This is a genomic window from Halorubrum sp. ARQ200 (assembly GCF_005435115.1).
Lineage (GTDB): Archaea > Halobacteriota > Halobacteria > Halobacteriales > Haloferacaceae > Halorubrum > Halorubrum tropicale.
This window is the reverse complement of the sequence record NZ_SGTZ01000004.1, coordinates 20,796-36,771: the sequence shown is the minus strand read 5'-3', so window position 1 is coordinate 36,771 and position 15,976 is coordinate 20,796. Positions and strand designations below refer to the sequence as shown.

General features: G+C 72.7%; 14 protein-coding genes. 9 read left to right on the top strand and 5 right to left on the bottom strand.

Going from position 1 to position 15,976, the window contains the following annotated elements; genetic code table 11:
• Window positions 1-38: 38 nt before the first annotated feature.
• On the bottom strand, window positions 39-1,751 hold the full coding sequence (locus tag EXE50_RS07180) for an L-lactate permease (RefSeq protein WP_137704722.1): 1,713 nt from the start codon (window positions 1,749-1,751) through the stop codon (window positions 39-41).
• 242 nt (window positions 1,752-1,993) lie between these two features.
• Here EXE50_RS07180 and EXE50_RS17390 point away from each other — a divergent pair, with 242 nt between their 5' ends.
• Window positions 1,994-2,143 (top strand): hypothetical protein, encoded by a 150-nt coding sequence (locus EXE50_RS17390; RefSeq protein WP_167551902.1) that lies wholly within the window; start codon window positions 1,994-1,996, stop codon window positions 2,141-2,143.
• A 58-nt stretch (window positions 2,144-2,201) separates the two neighbouring features.
• Here EXE50_RS17390 and EXE50_RS07175 read toward each other — a convergent pair whose 3' ends face one another.
• From EXE50_RS07175 to EXE50_RS07165, 3 genes are all read right to left on the bottom strand, one after another.
• Window positions 2,202-3,368 (bottom strand): ABC transporter ATP-binding protein, encoded by a 1,167-nt coding sequence (locus EXE50_RS07175; RefSeq protein WP_053771783.1) that lies wholly within the window; start codon window positions 3,366-3,368, stop codon window positions 2,202-2,204.
• Between the two features lie 161 nt (window positions 3,369-3,529).
• A complete protein-coding gene (gene purL, locus EXE50_RS07170) occupies window positions 3,530-5,791 on the bottom strand; it encodes a phosphoribosylformylglycinamidine synthase subunit PurL (protein WP_137704721.1) in 2,262 nt (753 codons plus the stop codon).
• A gap of 391 nt (window positions 5,792-6,182) precedes the next feature.
• Window positions 6,183-6,560 carry a hypothetical protein gene (locus tag EXE50_RS07165; protein WP_053771785.1) on the bottom strand — a complete coding sequence of 126 codons (378 nt, stop codon included), beginning with the start codon at window positions 6,558-6,560 and terminating at the stop codon, window positions 6,183-6,185.
• Window positions 6,561-6,687: 127 nt separating this feature from the next.
• On the opposite strand from EXE50_RS07165, the gene EXE50_RS07160 reads away from it, so the two are divergent.
• From EXE50_RS07160 to EXE50_RS07125, 8 genes are all read left to right on the top strand, one after another.
• Window positions 6,688-7,737, top strand: coding sequence for an MBL fold metallo-hydrolase (locus EXE50_RS07160; RefSeq protein ID WP_053771786.1), 1,050 nt, complete (start codon window positions 6,688-6,690; stop codon window positions 7,735-7,737).
• A 163-nt stretch (window positions 7,738-7,900) separates the two neighbouring features.
• A complete protein-coding gene (locus EXE50_RS07155; RefSeq protein ID WP_137704720.1) occupies window positions 7,901-8,848 on the top strand; it encodes a DUF4129 domain-containing protein in 948 nt (315 codons plus the stop codon).
• 52 nt (window positions 8,849-8,900) lie between these two features.
• Entirely contained in the window at window positions 8,901-9,452 is a 552-nt protein-coding gene (locus EXE50_RS07150) for a hypothetical protein (protein WP_053771788.1), read from the top strand.
• Window positions 9,449-10,954 carry a DUF58 domain-containing protein gene (locus tag EXE50_RS07145; protein ID WP_137704719.1) on the top strand — a complete coding sequence of 502 codons (1,506 nt, stop codon included), beginning with the start codon at window positions 9,449-9,451 and terminating at the stop codon, window positions 10,952-10,954. Before EXE50_RS07150 ends, EXE50_RS07145 begins: the two co-directional genes overlap by 4 nt.
• On the top strand, window positions 10,894-11,499 hold the full coding sequence (locus EXE50_RS07140) for a hypothetical protein (protein WP_053771790.1): 606 nt from the start codon (window positions 10,894-10,896) through the stop codon (window positions 11,497-11,499). Before EXE50_RS07145 ends, EXE50_RS07140 begins: the two co-directional genes overlap by 61 nt.
• Window positions 11,500-11,555: 56 nt before the next feature.
• Window positions 11,556-12,251 carry a phosphoribosyltransferase gene (locus tag EXE50_RS07135; protein ID WP_053771791.1) on the top strand — a complete coding sequence of 232 codons (696 nt, stop codon included), beginning with the start codon at window positions 11,556-11,558 and terminating at the stop codon, window positions 12,249-12,251.
• Between the two features lie 12 nt (window positions 12,252-12,263).
• Complete coding sequence (locus EXE50_RS07130; RefSeq protein WP_053771792.1) at window positions 12,264-12,902, top strand: HD domain-containing protein; 639 nt, start codon at window positions 12,264-12,266, stop codon at window positions 12,900-12,902.
• Between the two features lie 153 nt (window positions 12,903-13,055).
• Window positions 13,056-14,453: an FAD-dependent oxidoreductase gene (locus tag EXE50_RS07125; protein WP_053771793.1), complete on the top strand. Its 1,398-nt coding sequence runs from the start codon at window positions 13,056-13,058 to the stop codon at window positions 14,451-14,453.
• Window positions 14,454-14,502: 49 nt separating this feature from the next.
• Here the strand turns inward: EXE50_RS07125 and EXE50_RS07120 are convergent, their stop codons facing one another.
• The gene (locus EXE50_RS07120; protein ID WP_137704718.1) at window positions 14,503-15,927 is read right to left on the bottom strand and encodes an HD domain-containing protein; all 1,425 of its coding nucleotides are present in this window, start codon (window positions 15,925-15,927) and stop codon (window positions 14,503-14,505) included.
• Between the last annotated feature and the right edge of the window lie 49 nt (window positions 15,928-15,976).

The window sequence follows — 15,976 nt, the reverse complement described above, 5'->3', positions numbered from 1 at the left end:
TTATATAAAATATCGGCCCCGAACCGACCCGGCGCGGGTCAGAACAGTCCGGGGACGAGGACGTAGCTCAGGAGCATCCCGAACAGCCCGGCGAACAGCGCGAACAGCGCCATCGGGACGATGGCCTTGCGGAGCAGGTCGCCCTCGCGACCGGTGATGCCGACGACGCCGCAGATCGCGGCGACGTTCAGCACCGAGACCATGTTGCCGAGGCCGCCGCCGACGTTCTGGAGGCTGACGACGACCGTCCGCGAGAGCTCGACCGTCTCGGCGGCGTTGTACTGGAGCACGCTGAAGAGGATGTTCGAGGAGGTGTTGCTCCCGGTCATGAACGAGCCGATGGCGCCGATCCACGGCGATATCAGCGGGAGCAGGCCGCCCGCGCCGATGGCGAGCGCCCGGCTGAGCGCCTCCATCATGCCGAGGAGGCCCGCGGTGTTCGTCTGCGACTGGATCATCACCTGCGTCATCGACACCGCGATGATCAGCGTGAGCGCGGCGGGCGCGACCTGCTCGACCGAGCGCCGCCACGCGGCGCCCATCTCGTCGAGGTCCATCTTGTGGAGGAGCCCCGTGAGGACGGCGATGGGGATGAACGGCATCGTCCCCGGGAGGTAGAGGTACTGGAGCGTGTAGCCGAGCTCCGTGCCGAGGATCGAGTCGATGCTGACGGAGAAGCTCTGGATCCACGCGAGCACCTCGGTCCCGGCGACGGTGAGGTCGGGCCACCGCGTGACGAGGAGCGCGAGGGCGACGAGCAGGTACGGCGTCCACGCGAGCAGCACCGACATCTCCTTTTTCGGCTGGTCGCGGGAGATCTCGTCGAGGTCCAGCCCGCCGAGCCAGGTGTCGCTCCACCGCGAGTCGCTCGGGAAGTCCCACTCGCGGTCGGGGACGAGGACGTCGTTGTTCGCGAGCAGGAGCCCGACGCCGAGGACGACGAACCCGGCCGCGATGTCGGGGAGCGCGGGGCCGACGACCCACGCGATGGCCAGCTGCGTCCCGCCCGTGACGGCGCCGAGCAGGAGCGCGAACGGCGCGATGGGGAGCGTGTCGCGGACGGCGCCGCCGACGCTTCGCCCGCCGTCGGCATCGCCGAACCAGTACGTCAGGAAGAACACGCCGAGCAGGCCCCAGAACACGTAGGTCACCCCCGTGACGACGCCGGACCACGCGGAGACCATCGAGAGGAACTCGCCGACGCTCATCGAGCCCGACAGCGCCGGCTCGATGACGGCGCCGGTGCCGCCGATGACCGGGGTCCCGGCCGCGCCGAAGGGCGGGTTCGGCGCGTTGAAGAAGAGGCCGAACACCGCGGCCGCAAGCGGCGGGAAGCCGAGCCCGATGAAAAGCGGCGCGGCGAGCGCGCCGGGGGTGCCGAACCCGGCCGCGCCCTCGATGATCGTCATGAAGCCGAGGCCGATGAGCAGGACCTGGATGCGTCTGTCCTCCTCGATCTGGCCGAAGTACCAGCGGATGGTGGCGATGGCGCCGCTCCCCTCGAGGTAGTTCATCAGGAGGATGGCGCCGAAGACGATGAGGATGATGTCGACCGCCTGGAGCGCGCCGTAGACGGCCGACGCGACCAGCCAGTCGAGCTCCATGCCCCAGTACGTCAGTCCGATCCCGCCCGCGAGCAGCCACCCGACGCCCATCGCGCGGGCGGCCGACCACCGCAGTCCGGCGAGCAGGACGAACGCGACGGCGATCGGAATGACGCCGACGAACGCTAGCGTGAGGACGGTTGTCATAGTTGTGTCAGTTGACCGTATATTGCCGTCCCGCAACGAACCATATGTAAGTTTCTTTTCTGACGATATTCCCGAGCTGATCGGGGCACGAGAGCGTCCTCCGTGGCCGAACGGGCGGTACATATCGCGTCGAGAAACCGCGTACGGGGGGCGGCCCGGGACGGCGGGTGCGCCCGGCTCCGGGCGGGTCGACGCCGTCGGCTTCAGGTGGGCTTATGTATCCCCCGACCGGAGTCGCGGGCATGGACGACCACTCACACGAGCCCGACCCGGACGCGCGCGTGACCGCTCCGATGCAGGAGTTCGGGACCCGTGAGGTCGGTATCGGCGCGGCCGTCACCGTGATCGGCCTGCTGATCGCGTACGCCGTTCCGTTCCTCGCCACCTTCTGAGCGCCGCCGGCGCTCTTCGGGCACAGTTACCGACACGAGATCGCCGGCGGCGGCGCGCTCAGCGCGGGTACCAGGCGAGCGGGTGGTCCGCGGTGAGCTCTAGGGAGACCGGCTCGTCGAGGTCGAACTCCTCGACGTGGTTGTGGAGGCAGTGGACCGCCTCGCCGGAGTCGAGCTCGACGCGGTAGACGAACGAGGGGCCGACGTACTGCCGCGAGGTGACGACGCCGTCGGCGAGCTCGGGGCTCGCCGGCGTCGCGCGGAGGTCGTCGGGGCGGACCAAGACGTCGACGGGCGCCCCGTCGTAGACGGTGTCGTACCCCTCCAGCGTGACGGCGTCGAAGCGGCCGATACCGGTGTCGACCTTCCCGTCGCGGAGCTCGCCCTCGAGGAACGACGCCCGGCCGAGGAAGGAGGCGACGAACTTCGATTCGGGGCGCTCGAAGACGGACTCGGGGCGGCCGACCTGCTCGATCTGCCCGTCGTTCATCACGGCGACGCGGTCGGAGATGGAGAGCGCCTCCTCCTGGTCGTGGGTGACCGAGACGGCGGTGACGCCCGCCTCCTTCAGGATGCGGCGCACCTCCTCGCGCATCTCCACCCGGAGGCGCACGTCGAGGTTCGAGAACGGCTCGTCTAAGAGGAGCACCTCGGGCTCGGGGGCCAGCGAGCGGGCCAGCGCCACGCGCTGCTTCTGCCCGCCCGAGAGCTGGTCCGGCGTCTTCTCGCCGTGGTCGGTCATTTCGACCAGTTCCAAGAGCTCGTCGACGCGCGCTTCGCTCTCGGCGGCGTCGGCGTCCGACAGCCCGAACGCGATGTTCTCGCGGACGGTGAGGTGGGGGAAGAGCGCGAAGTTCTGGAAGACGATGCCCACGTCGCGCCGCTCCGGCGGGACGAACGACCCGTCGCCGGCGACGACCTCGTCGCCGAGCGTGATGTGGCCCTCCGTGGGCTCTTCGAGCCCCGCGATGGTGCGCAGCGTCGTCGTCTTCCCGCACCCGGACGGCCCGAGGAACGTCAGCAGCTCGCCCGACCGGACGTCGAGCGAGACGTCCTCGACCGCGGTCTCCGGGCCGAACGCCTTCGTCACGTCCGACAGCGACAGGACGTGGTCGGCGTCGTCGCCGGCCGACCGCCGGTCGTCCGAGTCGTCGCGGGGTCGCTCGCTCGTCGCGTCGTCCGACTCGACCGAGCGCGTCGTGCCGACTGGTTCCGTGGATGCCATCGGTGAGGGGCGGGCGCCGGGCCGACCGGCGTCCCGCGGTTACCGCCACATACTTTAGGAGTGCCTAAAAGCGTATCGCTCGCTCTCGCGGCGTCGAAATCGGGCGGTCGCGGGGACGGACCGCGGACGGTCGAAGCCCCCGCGTGCCGCGTCTCGGCGGTTCAGGCCAGTTCGCGGTCGATCACGTCGCGGCGGTCCCGTATCGCGTCGGCGGAGAGCGCGACCGACTCGTCGCCGACCGAAAGCGAGAGCGTCCCGTCCGTCGTCACCTCGCCGAGCCGGAAGACCGGGAGGTCGCCGGCCTCGGCCGCGACGCCCTCGGGGTCGGTGGTCTGGACGAGGAGGCGGCCGGGCGTCTCGTCGAAGGCCGCGACGCGGTCGGGGAGGGTCGCGTCGACGCCGGCGTCGTCGGTCACCAGCTCGGCGAGCGCGACCGCGAGCCCGCCCTCGCTCACGTCGTGGGCCGCGAGCGTCGACTCGTGGCGGGCGGCCGCCGCCAGCGACGCGACGAGGCCGGCGAGGTCATCGGCGCCGCCGGAGTCGTCTGGCAGCGCCGGGAACCGGTCGCTGCCGCCGGCGTGCGCGAGGTACTCGGAGCCGCCGAGCGCGTCGCCGGCGGCACCGACGAGCAGCAGCTCGGAGTCGGCCGCGCGGCCGGCGTCGAGCGCGGCCGGCGGCGCGTCGTAGCCGCGCGTCGTCCCCAGCACCGCGAGCGTCGGGGTCGGCGGGATCGGGCCCTCGACGCTGTCGTTGTACAGCGAGACGTTCCCGCCGACGACCGGGGCGTCGAGCGCGGCGCAGGCGTCGGCGAGCCCGTCAACGATCCCCTCGAACGCGCCGTACACGTCCGGCTTCTCCGGATTACCGCCGTTGAGGCAGTCGACCGCGGCGAGCGGGACCGCGCCGGTCGCGGCGAGGTTCGTCGCGTTTTCCAGGGCGACGGCGCGGGCGCCCTCGTACGGCGCGGCCGCGGTCCACTTCGGGTTCGCGCCGGAGGCGAGCGCGAGGCCGACGCCGTCGGCGGACTCATCCGCGCCGCCGTCGGCCCCGTCCTCCGCTTCCGTCTCCCGGATCGCGAGCAGCGCGGCGTCGTCGCCGGGCTTCAGGGCGGTTCGCGTGCCGACCTCGTGGTCGTACTGGCGGTACACCCAGCGCTTGCTCGCGGTCGAGGGGGCCGAGAGGACGGCGGCGACCGCCTCGTCGAGCGGCGGCGCGTCGTCCGGGAGGTCGCGCTCGGGCTCGCTCGGCGGCTCGCTCGGCAGGTCGTTCATCGGCGCGCCGTCGGCGAGGAACTCGGCCGGCGCGTCGACGACGACCTCCGGCTCCCCGTCGCCGTCCGCGTCGCCCGCGAACTCGCAGACGTAGTTCCCCTCGGTCACCTCGCCGATGACGGAGCAGCCGAGGTCGAACCGCTCGGCGAGCGCGGCGACGCGGTCGACGTCCGCGGGCGCGACCTCGTAGCACATCCGCTCCTGGCTCTCGGCGAGCAGGATCTCGGTGGCGTTCATGTTCGGCTCGCGCTGGTGGACCCGGTCGAGCTCGATGCGGGCGCCGAGGCCGCCCTTCGCGACGAGCTCGGAGGAGGCGCCGCCGAGCCCGGCCGCCCCGAGGTCGCGGGCCGAGCGGACGAGGTCCTCGTCGAGCAGCGCCTCGTTGCACTCGATCAGCCGCTTCTCGGCGTAGGGGTCGCCGACCTGGACCGCGGGGCGGTCCTCGGTCTCCGCGTCCTCGGCGAGGTCCTCGCTCGCGAAGGAGGCGCCGCCGAGCCCGTCGCGGCCGGTGCCGTTGCCGACGAGGACCAGCTTGTTGCCCGGCTCCTGCGCGGTGGCCGTGACGAGTCGCTCCTCGTTCGTCAGCCCGACGCAGGCGACGTTGACGAGGGGGTTCCCCTCGTAGCCGCCGTGGAAGGCGACGCTGCCGCCGACCGTGGGGACGCCGATACAGTTGCCGTAGTGGGAGATGCCCTCGACGACGCCCTCGAAGAGGTACCGCGAGCGCTCGCGGTCGAAGCCGCCGAAGTACAGCGAGTCGAGGAGGCCGACCGGGTACGCGCCCATGCTCATCGTGTCGCGGACGATGCCGCCGACGCCCGTCGCCGCGCCGTCGAACGGGTCGACGAAGGAGGGGTGGTTGTGGCTCTCGACGCCGAACGTGACGTAAGTGTCGCCGTAGTCGTCGGCGGCGCGCTCGGCCGCGGGGGCGTCGGCCGCGTCGGGCTCGGGCAGCGCGAGGACCGCGGCGTCGTCGCCGGGGCCGACCACGACCTGGTCGCCCTCGCTGTCGAACGCCGACAGCAGGGGCCGCGAGGAGCGGTACGCGCAGTGCTCGCTCCAGAGGTTCTCGAACAACGCGGCCTCGGCCGCCGTCGGCTCCCGACCGAGCTCCGCGGTCACGAGCTCGTGGTCCGCATCGGACAGACTCATTCACTTACGTGGTCACCAAGCCGGGTCTAATGCTTTTCTATACGCACGTTCGTGTTGATACTCTACCGAGATCCCACACAAATTGCGGTGCTGTGCGGCGGCGCATGCCTGCGAGCGGCCGGAGCGAAGCGGAGGCCGCGAGGCGGCGCGCGCGAGGTCGCCGGCGCGACGCGCCGGCTGCCAGAGAATCTCCGATTCTCGCTGGACGCGGTGAGGGAGGGCGACCGCAGGGAGCCCCGAGCGAACCGCGAGGCCGGGGAGGTGTGAGGCGCGGGGCTGTGCGGTCGGGGGAGACTCAAAGGGGCAGCCGTGCGCCTGGATCTTTGGCGGTGTTCGCCGCCGACCCGCTCGCAATCAGTAATAAACGAACGGTCCGTAACGGTACGGCTATCTATAGAAAGACGGTCACCGCGGCGAAGACGACCACCGTTCCGGCCGCGCCGAGCGCCATCGCCTTCGCGTTGAGGCGGACCGCCTTCTTGCGGTCGGCGGCGAGCGCCTCCTCGTTCTGAATCTCGTTCGCCCCGTCGCCCACGTCGAAGACGCCCATCCCCGCGAAGCCGATACAGAAGCGCTCGCGGTACTGTAACGCGCCCATCGCGGCGCCGTACAACGGGACCACGGCGGCGATCAGCGCCCACCGCGGCCACGCGAGCGAGACGACCGCCGCGACGTACGCCGCCGCGGCCAGCAGCGACCCGACGCCGAGGAGCAGCCGCCGTCGCTGTTGGGTCGGTCCGATGTTACACACGCCCGGTTGATACTCCATATCACCGGAACGGGCGGGAGAAGCAAAGCCCCAACGGTCGCGTCCGCGGACGGACGGGAGGGCGGCGAGCGGCGGTCGGTCGCGCCGCGGTAGAAACCGTGAAATGCCCGGCAGCCGACGGAGTCGTGTGAAACGGATCCAGCTCGGCAACACCGTCTTCGAGGGCGAAAACGACGTGTACCTGCTCGACGGCGAGACGACGGCGCTCGTCGACACCGGCGTCGCGCTCCCGGGCGTGCGCGGGGAGTTGGTTGACGGCCTCGCCGAGCACGGCCGCTCGTTCGCCGACGTGGACGCGGTCGTGCTCACCCACTGGCACCCGGACCACGCGGGGCTCGCGGGCGAGGTCCAGGCCGCGGGCGGCGCCGACGTGTACGTCCACGAGGCGGACGCCGGCCTCGTCGACGGGGCCGAGACGCCGCTGTTCGCCGACCGCGACCTCCAGCGCGAGACGTTCGAGCGCTGGGGGATGCCCGCGGCCGACCGCGAGCGCCTGACGGGGTTCTTCGACGCGGTCAGCGCGGACCTCTCCGGCGACCCCGCGGACGTGACGACGTTCGGCGACGGCGACGTGATCGAGGCCGGCGGCGTCGAGCTCGAAGTCCTCCACCTGCCGGGCCACACCGCGGGCCTCTCCGGGTTCGCGTTCGACCCCCGGACCGTCCCCGACCACGAGCCCGTGGCGGGAGACGACGCGACGGAGGAGGTGTTCACCGGGGACGCGCTGCTCCCGAAGTACACACCGAACGTCGGCGGCGCGGACGTGCGCGTCGAGGGGGCGCTCGCCGCCTACGCCGAGAGCCTCGCGCGGCTCGTCGCGCGCGACTTCGACGCCGCCCACCCCGGTCATCGCTGGCGGATCGACGAGCCGGGGCGCCGCGCGGCGACGATCCTCGACCACCACCGCCACCGGACCCGCCGGGTGATCGACGTGCTCGACGAGTCGGGCCCCGCGACCGCGTGGGAGGTGTCGGCGGCGCTGTTCGGCTCGCTGGAGGACATCCACGTGCTCCACGGCCCCGGCGAGGCGTTCTCGCACCTCGATCACCTGGCGGCCGCCGGCGTCGTCGAGCGCGACGGGACCGCGTACCGCCTGGTCGACCCCGAGCCCGACGTGGACGCGCTGTTCCCGACGACGCCGCTCGACGACCTCGTCGACGGGAGCGAGGACGCGTAAGGGAGCGGTCCGACGGTCGACCGAGCCGCCCGCACGGAGGCGCCGGTGACGCCAGCCCGGCCGATGAGGCCAGCCCGGCCGATGAGGCCAGCCCGAAGCGGTGAGCCACAGCCCGGGTGGCCGACGCCGTAAGCTATTCCCGGCGGCCGGCGTATTCGGGGACGTGAAGCGGGACGCCCTCGTCGCGGTCGCGGTCGCCCTCCTCGCCCTCGTCGCGCTCGGCGTCGCTGCCGCGACGCTGAACACCGCCGTCGACACGGGTAGCGGCGGCTTCGGCGGAGGCGGCGGCGAGGCCCCGAGCGTCGGATCGGACACCGGCGACCCAGGCGTGCTCTCCTCGTCGGGCGAGGCCGGCGAGTTCTCCGCGTCGGGGCTCTGTTTCCCGTCGCTGCGGGAGCCGCCGGCCGTGTTGGCGCTGCTCGTCGGACTGGCGCTGCTCGCCGCGATCACCTACCGCGACACCGCGTCGCCGTTCGCGAGCGTCGCCGTCGCGAGCGTGATTGGCGCCCCCGTCGGCGTCCTCTTCTGGGTGCTGTCGACGTGCCGCTCGGTCGCGGAGAGCGTCACCGTCTCGCTCGGCCTCGGCGGCAACGGGACGAGCATCCTACCGGCCGGCGCCGTCGGCGGCGCAGGCGTCGGCAGCGGCGAGGGCGCGGCGTCGGCGCCGCAGATCCTGTTCGCGCTCGTCGTGGTGGTCGCGGTGATCGCCAGCGTCGCCGCGCTGCTCCTCGCCGGCGGCGACGACGAGGCGGACGGGGACGCGGCCGCGCGGGCCGAGGATCCGGCCGAGGAGCCGCCGGACCTCGACGCGATCGGTCGGACCGCCGGCGAGGCCGCCGACCGGATCGAGTCGTCGGACGCGGACAACGAGGTGTACCGCGCGTGGCGGGACATGACGGACGTGCTCGACGTCGACCGGCCCGCCTCCTCGACGCCCGCCGAGTTCGCGACCGCCGCGGTCGACGCCGGCGTCGACGAGGAGCCGGTGACCGCGCTCACCGAGGTGTTCGAGCGCGTGCGGTACGGCGGCGAGGACGCGACAGACGACCGCGAGCGCCGCGCCGTCGAGGCGCTGCGCCGGATCGAGGAGCGACACGGGGGCGACTCGTGACGCGCGACCGGTCCGCGACCGCGGCCGCCGGACCCGACGGGGGTGAGCCGTAGTGCGACCGCTCGCGATCGTCGGGGTGGCGGCGGTCGCCGTCGGCGTCCTCGCGGCGCTCGACCGCGGCGTCGCGGCGGCCATCTCCCCCACCTCGGCCGTGGTGACGCTGCTCGGCGTCCTCGGCGTGGTCCAGGGAGTGCGGTACGCGAACGCGCGCCGCGACCGGCGGCGGCTGCTGACCGACCCCGGCGAACCGGAGCGGCGCGCGCCCGCCGCGGTGCCCGGGACGGACCTCGACGAGCGGATCGCGCGGGTCGTCAGCCCGGCGCCGGGGGGCTACCGGGACCGGCGGGACCTCCGCGACCGGATCCGGGAGGTCGCGGTCGACGCCGTGGCCCGCGACCGGAACTGCCCGCCAGAGGCCGCGGCGGCGGCCGTCGACGACGGGACGTGGACGGACGACCCCACCGCGGCCGCCTTCTTCGACACCCGGAGCGGGTACCCGGTCCGCGTCCGCCTGTCGGCCGGGATCCGGGGGCGTTCGAACTACTGGTACGGGCTCCGGGCCGCGGTCGACGAGATCGAACGGATCGAGGGGGGTGCGGGGTGAGCGACCCGCGAGGCGCCGAGGTGGCGGCCGGCTCGGACGCGGCCGCGAGCGGCGGGAGCGAGACGAGCGGTCCGGAACGGGACGACCGACCCGGGCCGACGGCCGACCGTGTCGACGAGTCGGGGTCCGACGCGCCAAAGTCCGAAGACGAGGCGGCCGAAGAAACTGGCGAGGCGATCGGAGACGCTTCCGCGGCGGCCGGACGGCCGGCCGCGGCGCCGACCGACCGCGAGCGCCGGCGCGAGGTCGCGACCGACCGCTGGCTGGGGATCGCCGGGGCGGCGCTGGCCCTCGTCGGCCTGGGCGTGCTCGTCCGCCAGTCGTCGCTGGTGCTCGCCGGCGCGGTCGGGGTCGGCTACGCCGTGTACGCCCGGGCCGGGGAGGCCCCGACGCCGACGCTCGCGGTCACCCGGACGGTGAGCGACGAGGCCCCGGCGCCCGGCGACGAGGTGCGCGTGACGGTCCGCGCGGAGAACCTCGGGGAGGCGCCGCTCCCGGACCTCCGCCTCGTCGACGGCGTCCCGCCGGGGCTGGCCGTCGCCGAGGGCCCCGCGCGGGTCGCCACGGCGCTGCGGCCCGGGGCCGCGGTGACGTTCGAGTACACGGTGCGCGCGGCCCGGGGCGACCACGAGTGGGAGCCGATGACCGCGGTCACGCGCGACGCCGCGGGCGCCCGCGAGCGAGCGACGGCCCTCGACGCGCCGACCGCAATCGCCTGTACCCCCGAACTGGCCGCCGGCGGGGACCTCCCCCTCCGCGGGCTGACGACCGTCCACCACGGGCGGGTCCCGACCGACGTGGGCGGCGCCGGCGTCGAGTTCCACGCGACCCGGGAGTACCGCCGGGGCGACCCGCTCAAGCGGATCGACTGGAACCGCCGGGCGCGGACGGGCGAGCTGTCGACCGTCGAACTGCGCGAGGAGCGCTCGGCCACCGTCGTGCTGCTCGTCGACGCCCGCGAGTCCGCGTACGCCGCGTCCGACCCCGACGCCGAGACCGCGGTGGAGGCGAGCGTCGCGGCCGCCGGCCAGGCGTTCTCGGCGCTCCTCGACGGCGGCGACCGGGTCGGCATCGCGGCGCTGTCGCCGATGGACTGCTGGCTCCCGCCCGGCAGCGGGACCGTCCACGCCGCTCGCGGGCGGGAGACGCTGGCGACCGCCCCGGCGCTGGCGCCGACGCCGAGCGACGAGCGGTTCTACCGGTCGCTGTGGCTCCGGCGGTTCCGGCGGCGGCTCCCGGCCGACGCGCAGGTGCTGTTCTTCACGCCGCTCGTCGACGACACCGCGGCGACGCTCGCCCGCCGGATCGACGCGCACGGGCACCTCGTGACGGTCCTCTCGCCGGACCCCACCGCGACCGGAACGGTCGGCCAGCGGCTGACGACCTTCGAGCGGCGCCAGCGGCTGCGGTCGCTCCGGTCGGGAGGGATCCGCGCGGTGGAGTGGGGCGACGACTCCTTCCCGGTCGCCGTCGCGGCCGCGACGAGGCGGTGGTCGCGATGAGCGGCGACGGTTCGGCGGTCCGACCGACCGGTGACGACGCGCACGGCGACTTCCACGAGACGGACGCGCGGTCGCCGACGGTCGCGGTCGTCGCGAGCCTCGCGGCCGCGGGTGTCGCCGCGACCGCGGGGCTGGTCGCGAGTCCGGTCGGCGGCGCGCTGCTCGGCGTCGCCGCGCTCGGGTTCCTCGGCGGTTCGCTCCGGCGGTCGACGCGGGTCCTCACGTGGGGCGCAGCCGTCGGCGTGGTCGGGCTCGCGGTCGCCGGGTACCGCGGCGCGACCGCCGAGCCGCTGCTCGTCGCCGCCGTCGGGCTGGCGGTCGCGTGGGACGTGGCCGACCACGGCGTCGGCCTCGGCGAACAGGTCGGCCGGGGCGCGCGGGTCCGGCGCAACGTCGCGGTCCACGCGGGGCTGAGCCTGCTCGTCGGCGCGCTCGCGGCCGGGCTCGTCTACGGCGTCTCCCTCGCGGTCGGCGGCGGCCAGCCCGTGGCCGCGCTCGCGCTGCTTTTGGCCGGCGGTATCGCGCTGATCTCGGCGCTGCGGTGAGGCCCGCGACACCGGAGCTAAACCCTTATCAGCGCGCGGGTGGCAGGTACGGTCGTATGAGCGACCTCCCGGACGACTTCGACTGCACGCTCACCAACTGGGAGTACATCTACGGGCTCTGCCGCAACGTCTCCGACGCGGTGAAGCGGGCCGACTTCGAGCCGGACATGGTGGTCGCGCTGGCCCGCGGCGGCTGGTTCGCGGGCCGCTGCGTCTGCGACTTCCTCGGGCTCAACGACCTCACGAGCCTCAAGATGGAACACTACGTGGGCACCGCCGAGAAGAGCGGCGAGCCCCAGATCCGTTACCCGATGCCGGAAGGGAGCGTCGAGGGGAAGAACGTCCTCATCATCGACGACATCGCCGACACGGGCGGCTCGATCCGCCGCGCCGAGGAGTACGTCGACGACCGGAACGCGGCCGAGATCCGCACCGCGACGCTCCAGCTCCTGGGCACCTCCGAGTTCCAGCCCGACTTCGTGGGCGAGCGGCTCGAACAGTGGACGTGGGTCGTCTACCCGTGGAACTTCCTCGAAGACATGATCGACCTCACCGAGGGCGCGATGGAGCGCGCCGACGAGTCGGCGTTCTCGCGGGAGGACCTGCGTCACTACTTGGAGGAGTACCACGGCATCGGCCGGATCGAGATGGAGGTCGCCCAGCCCGACCGCCTCGACGAGGTCATCGACGAGATGGTCCGCCGGGACGTGGCCGAGCCCGTCGGCGACGACAGCTGGGCGCTCGCCGAGTAGCGGCCCGGAGCGATGGCCGACGAACAGCGCGACGCGGACGCTGAACGGGCGTTCGACGCCGTCCTCGCCGCCTACGACCTGAAAGACGAGCGGCGCACGGGCTGGCAGCTCCGCGGGGTCGACGCGCCCGAGTCGGTCGCCGCCCACTCGTGGGGGGTCGCCTACCTCGTCGTGACCCTCGGCGATCGGTTTCGCGAGGACCTCCCGGGCGTCGACCTCGACCGCGCGCTCCGGCTCGCCGTCGTCCACGACGTCGCGGAGGCGGAGACGGGCGACGTGGCGACCCGGGCCGACTCGACCGCGGACGCGGTCGACCGCGGGGCGAAGGCGGCGGCGGAGCGCGAGGCGATGTCGGACCTCGCCGGCCCGCTCCCCGAACGCGTTGCCGACGCCTGGGAGGCGTACGAGGCCCGCGAGTCGCCGGAAGCGGTCCTCGTCAAGGAGTGCGACCTGCTCGATGTCTGTCTCCAGGCCCTGCTGTACGAGCGGGACGACCGGTACGACCCGGAGCGGGGCGAGCCCGACGCGTTCCGCGAGTACGACGGTCTCGACGAGTTCTTCGCGACGGCCGAGCCGCGGCTCCGGACCGAGGCCGGGAGGGAACTGTTCGCGGCGGTCCGCGAGCGGTACCGCGCCGCGCGCGACGGGTAACTCGGGAGGGGCCCGAACCGCGGCGCCGACAGCTGTTCGACGATCGTCGTTTTCGAGATAGACGTTCGTAGGGGCTCTACCCCGCGATTTCGCGCGAGGATGGTAAAAGGGTTAACGGGGGAGGGCGTCTCGCAAGGTGAGCTTTCACCACGCATGTCTGACACCGATCTCGTAATCGTCGGCGGCGGGATAAGCGGGGCGTCGCTTCTGTACACGGTGGCGAAGTTCACCGACGTCGAGGACGTCACGCTGATCGAGAAGGAACGGGAGATCGCGGCGATCAACTCACACCGGACGAACAACTCCCAGACCCTCCACTTCGGGGACATCGAGACGAACTACACCCTGGAGAAGGCCGAGGAGGTCAAGGAGGGCGCCGAGCTGCTCGCGGGGTACCTCGAAGGGGCGGACCCCGACCGCGAGATGCACAGCAAGCGGAGCAAGATGGTCCTCGGCGTGGGCGACGAGGAGGTCGCCAAGCTGGAGGAGCGCTACCGCGAGGAGGGGTTCGGCGACCTGTTCCCGAAGCTCCGCGAGATCGGCCGCGAGGAGATCGCCGAGCTGGAGCCGAAGGTCGTCGAGGGGCGCGACCCCGGCATCGAGCTGAAGGCGCTCCAGACGCCCGACGGCTACGTCGTCGACTACGGCGCGGTCGCCGAGTCGTTCGTCGAGGCCGCCCGCGAGGAGGACGCCGTCTCCGTCCACCTCGGGACGACCGTGACCGGCGTCGACGAGCGGGGCGACGGCTTCCGCGTCGACACCGACGACGGCGCGTTCGACGCCGAGGCGGTCGTCGTCGCCGCCGGCTCGCACAGCCTCCAGTTCGCCAAGGAGATGGGGTACGGCGAGGGGATGTCGCTTTTGCCCGTCGCGGGGAGCTTCTTCCTCGCCGACGACCTGCTGAACGGGAAGGTGTACACGCTCCAAATGAAGAAGCTCCCGTTCGCGGCGGTCCACGGCGACGCCGACGTCCACGACGGGAGCGTCACCCGGTTCGGCCCGACGGCGAAGCTCGTGCCCGCCTTGGAGCGCGGCCACCTCTCGACGGTGAGCGACTTCGTCGACGTGTTCGGGTTCAACCCCGACTCCGTGCTGAGCTACGTCAACATCCTCTCGGACAGGATCCTCTTCCCGTACGTCGTCCGCAACCTCGTGTACGACCTCCCCGGCGTCGGGAAGCGCGCGTTCCTGCCGAACGTCCGGAAGGTCGTGCCGAGCGTCGACGTCGACGACATCGACCGCGCGAAGGGGTACGGCGGCGTGCGCCCCCAGATCGTCGACACCGAGAGCAGGGAACTGGACATGGGCGAAGCGAAGATCGTCGAGGACGGCATCCTGTTCAACATCACGCCCTCCCCGGGCGCGTCGACCGCGCTGAAGAACGCGATGACCGACGTCGAGACCGTCCTCGGCTTCTTCGAGGGCGACTACGAGTTCGACGAGGCCGCCTTCCGCGACGCGACCATCGAGAACTTCCCGCGGGCCGACGGGGAGTCCGACGCCGAGGCCGACGACGCCGAGGGCCCCGTTCCCGCCGAAGCCGACGACTGATCCGACCGGCCCCCGATCCGAACCTTTCTCCGAACGATCGAACGCCGACTCACGCCGCCTCGTCCGCCGCGACCTCCCGCTCGAACGCCTCTCGGAGCACGCGGATCGCCCGCCGCTTCGTCCCGTCGGGGACGAAGACGAAGGGGATCGGCACGTCGAACGCTCGGTCGCCGTAGAGCCCCCAGTCGGCGACCGACCGCGTCGTGCCGCCGTACGCGATGGGGATGTCCTCCAGCTCGTCGGGGTCGTATGCGGGGACGTACGAGCGGTCGATCCACACCTCGTGGACCGGCACGTCGAGGGCGTCGGCGAGGAGCCGCTCCAAGCGGTCGTCGCCGGCCGTGAGCCACGCGGTGAACTCGTCGAGCGGGTCGCCGTCCACCGGGAGGTCGTCGCCGATGTCGCCGCCGATCCGGTCGGCGAGCGCGATCCGGTGTTTCCAGTAGGTGGCGGGGAAGCGCCGCCCGCGGAAGCGGTCGTACATCGACGCGAGCGTCGAGTCGGGGTGCTCGCGGGCCGCGACCCGGAGCCGTTCGAGCACCGCGTTGTCGTCGAGTTCGCGGTCGATGATGCCGTCCACCGTCACGGGGCTCTCGCCGGTGACGCGCTCGTACTCGCCGAGCATCGCCTGGAGCAGCCGGTTCGCGTACACCGACTTGTGGTGCTGGGTGACCCACATGTACAGCGCGATCCGGCCTTCGAGGTAGTTGCCGATGGTCGACAGCGCCTTCTCCGAGAGGGCGAGGCCCGCTTCCGGGTGGGCGGTGTAGGCGTCGACCATGCGCTCGACGTCGAAGCTCAACACGCCCGCGCCGGTCATCTCGTTGTCGCGAGTGATGTAGTCCAGCCGGTCCACGTCGACGGGGGAGTGGAGCAGCTGCGCGCCGACCCCGTACTGCCACGGCTCGCCCCGCTCGTACGCGAGGCTGTACCCGAGGACGTACGCGCACACCTCGAATGGGTCCACGTCGAACGCGCGGAGGGCGTCGCCGTACTCCTCGACGATAACCACGCAGCCGAGCAGCTCGTGGGGGTTCGCCGAGCGGAGCGGCGCGCCGCCGACGCCGGCCCGGTCGAAGGCGTCGACGAGGCCGGTCTCCGCGACGCGCTCCCGGAGGACGCCCTCGTCGAGGAACCCCTCGGAGAGGTGCGAGAACGGCGGGTGCCCCACGTCGTGGAGCAGGCAGGCGCACGACAGTGTCCGCTGTATCTCCTCTAGCTCCTCGACGGCCGCGTCGCGGGTGAAGTATGACTGGCGGCGGAGGTTCTCGAAGACGGTCCGTCCGAGGTGGTAGACGCCGAGCGAGTGCTCGAACCGGGTGTGGTTCGCGCCCGGGTACACCAAGTGGGTCGCAGAGAGCTGGCGGACGTACCGCAGCCGCTGGAACGGTCGCGTGTCGACGACGCCCTCGACGAGCGCGTCCGGCAGCTCGATGTAGCCGTGGACGGAGTCTTTGATCTGCGTGGTGGGCATCGATTGTGGTCACCACACCCTCCCGCGCCGTGCCTCTTTCGGTCGCCGG

Excerpts from the sequence above, each read along its gene's own strand:
- EXE50_RS07180 (WP_137704722.1), bottom strand. The coding sequence starts at position 1,751 with ATGACAACCGTCCTCACGCTAGCGTTCGTCGGCGTCATTCCGATCGCC.
- EXE50_RS17390 (WP_167551902.1), top strand. The coding sequence starts at position 1,994 with ATGGACGACCACTCACACGAGCCCGACCCGGACGCGCGCGTGACCGCT.
- EXE50_RS07175 (WP_053771783.1), bottom strand. The coding sequence starts at position 3,368 with ATGGCATCCACGGAACCAGTCGGCACGACGCGCTCGGTCGAGTCGGAC.
- purL (WP_137704721.1), bottom strand. The coding sequence starts at position 5,791 with ATGAGTCTGTCCGATGCGGACCACGAGCTCGTGACCGCGGAGCTCGGT.
- EXE50_RS07165 (WP_053771785.1), bottom strand. The coding sequence starts at position 6,560 with ATGGAGTATCAACCGGGCGTGTGTAACATCGGACCGACCCAACAGCGA.
- EXE50_RS07135 (WP_053771791.1), top strand. The coding sequence starts at position 11,556 with ATGAGCGACCTCCCGGACGACTTCGACTGCACGCTCACCAACTGGGAG.
- EXE50_RS07130 (WP_053771792.1), top strand. The coding sequence starts at position 12,264 with ATGGCCGACGAACAGCGCGACGCGGACGCTGAACGGGCGTTCGACGCC.
- EXE50_RS07125 (WP_053771793.1), top strand. The coding sequence starts at position 13,056 with ATGTCTGACACCGATCTCGTAATCGTCGGCGGCGGGATAAGCGGGGCG.
- EXE50_RS07120 (WP_137704718.1), bottom strand. The coding sequence starts at position 15,927 with ATGCCCACCACGCAGATCAAAGACTCCGTCCACGGCTACATCGAGCTG.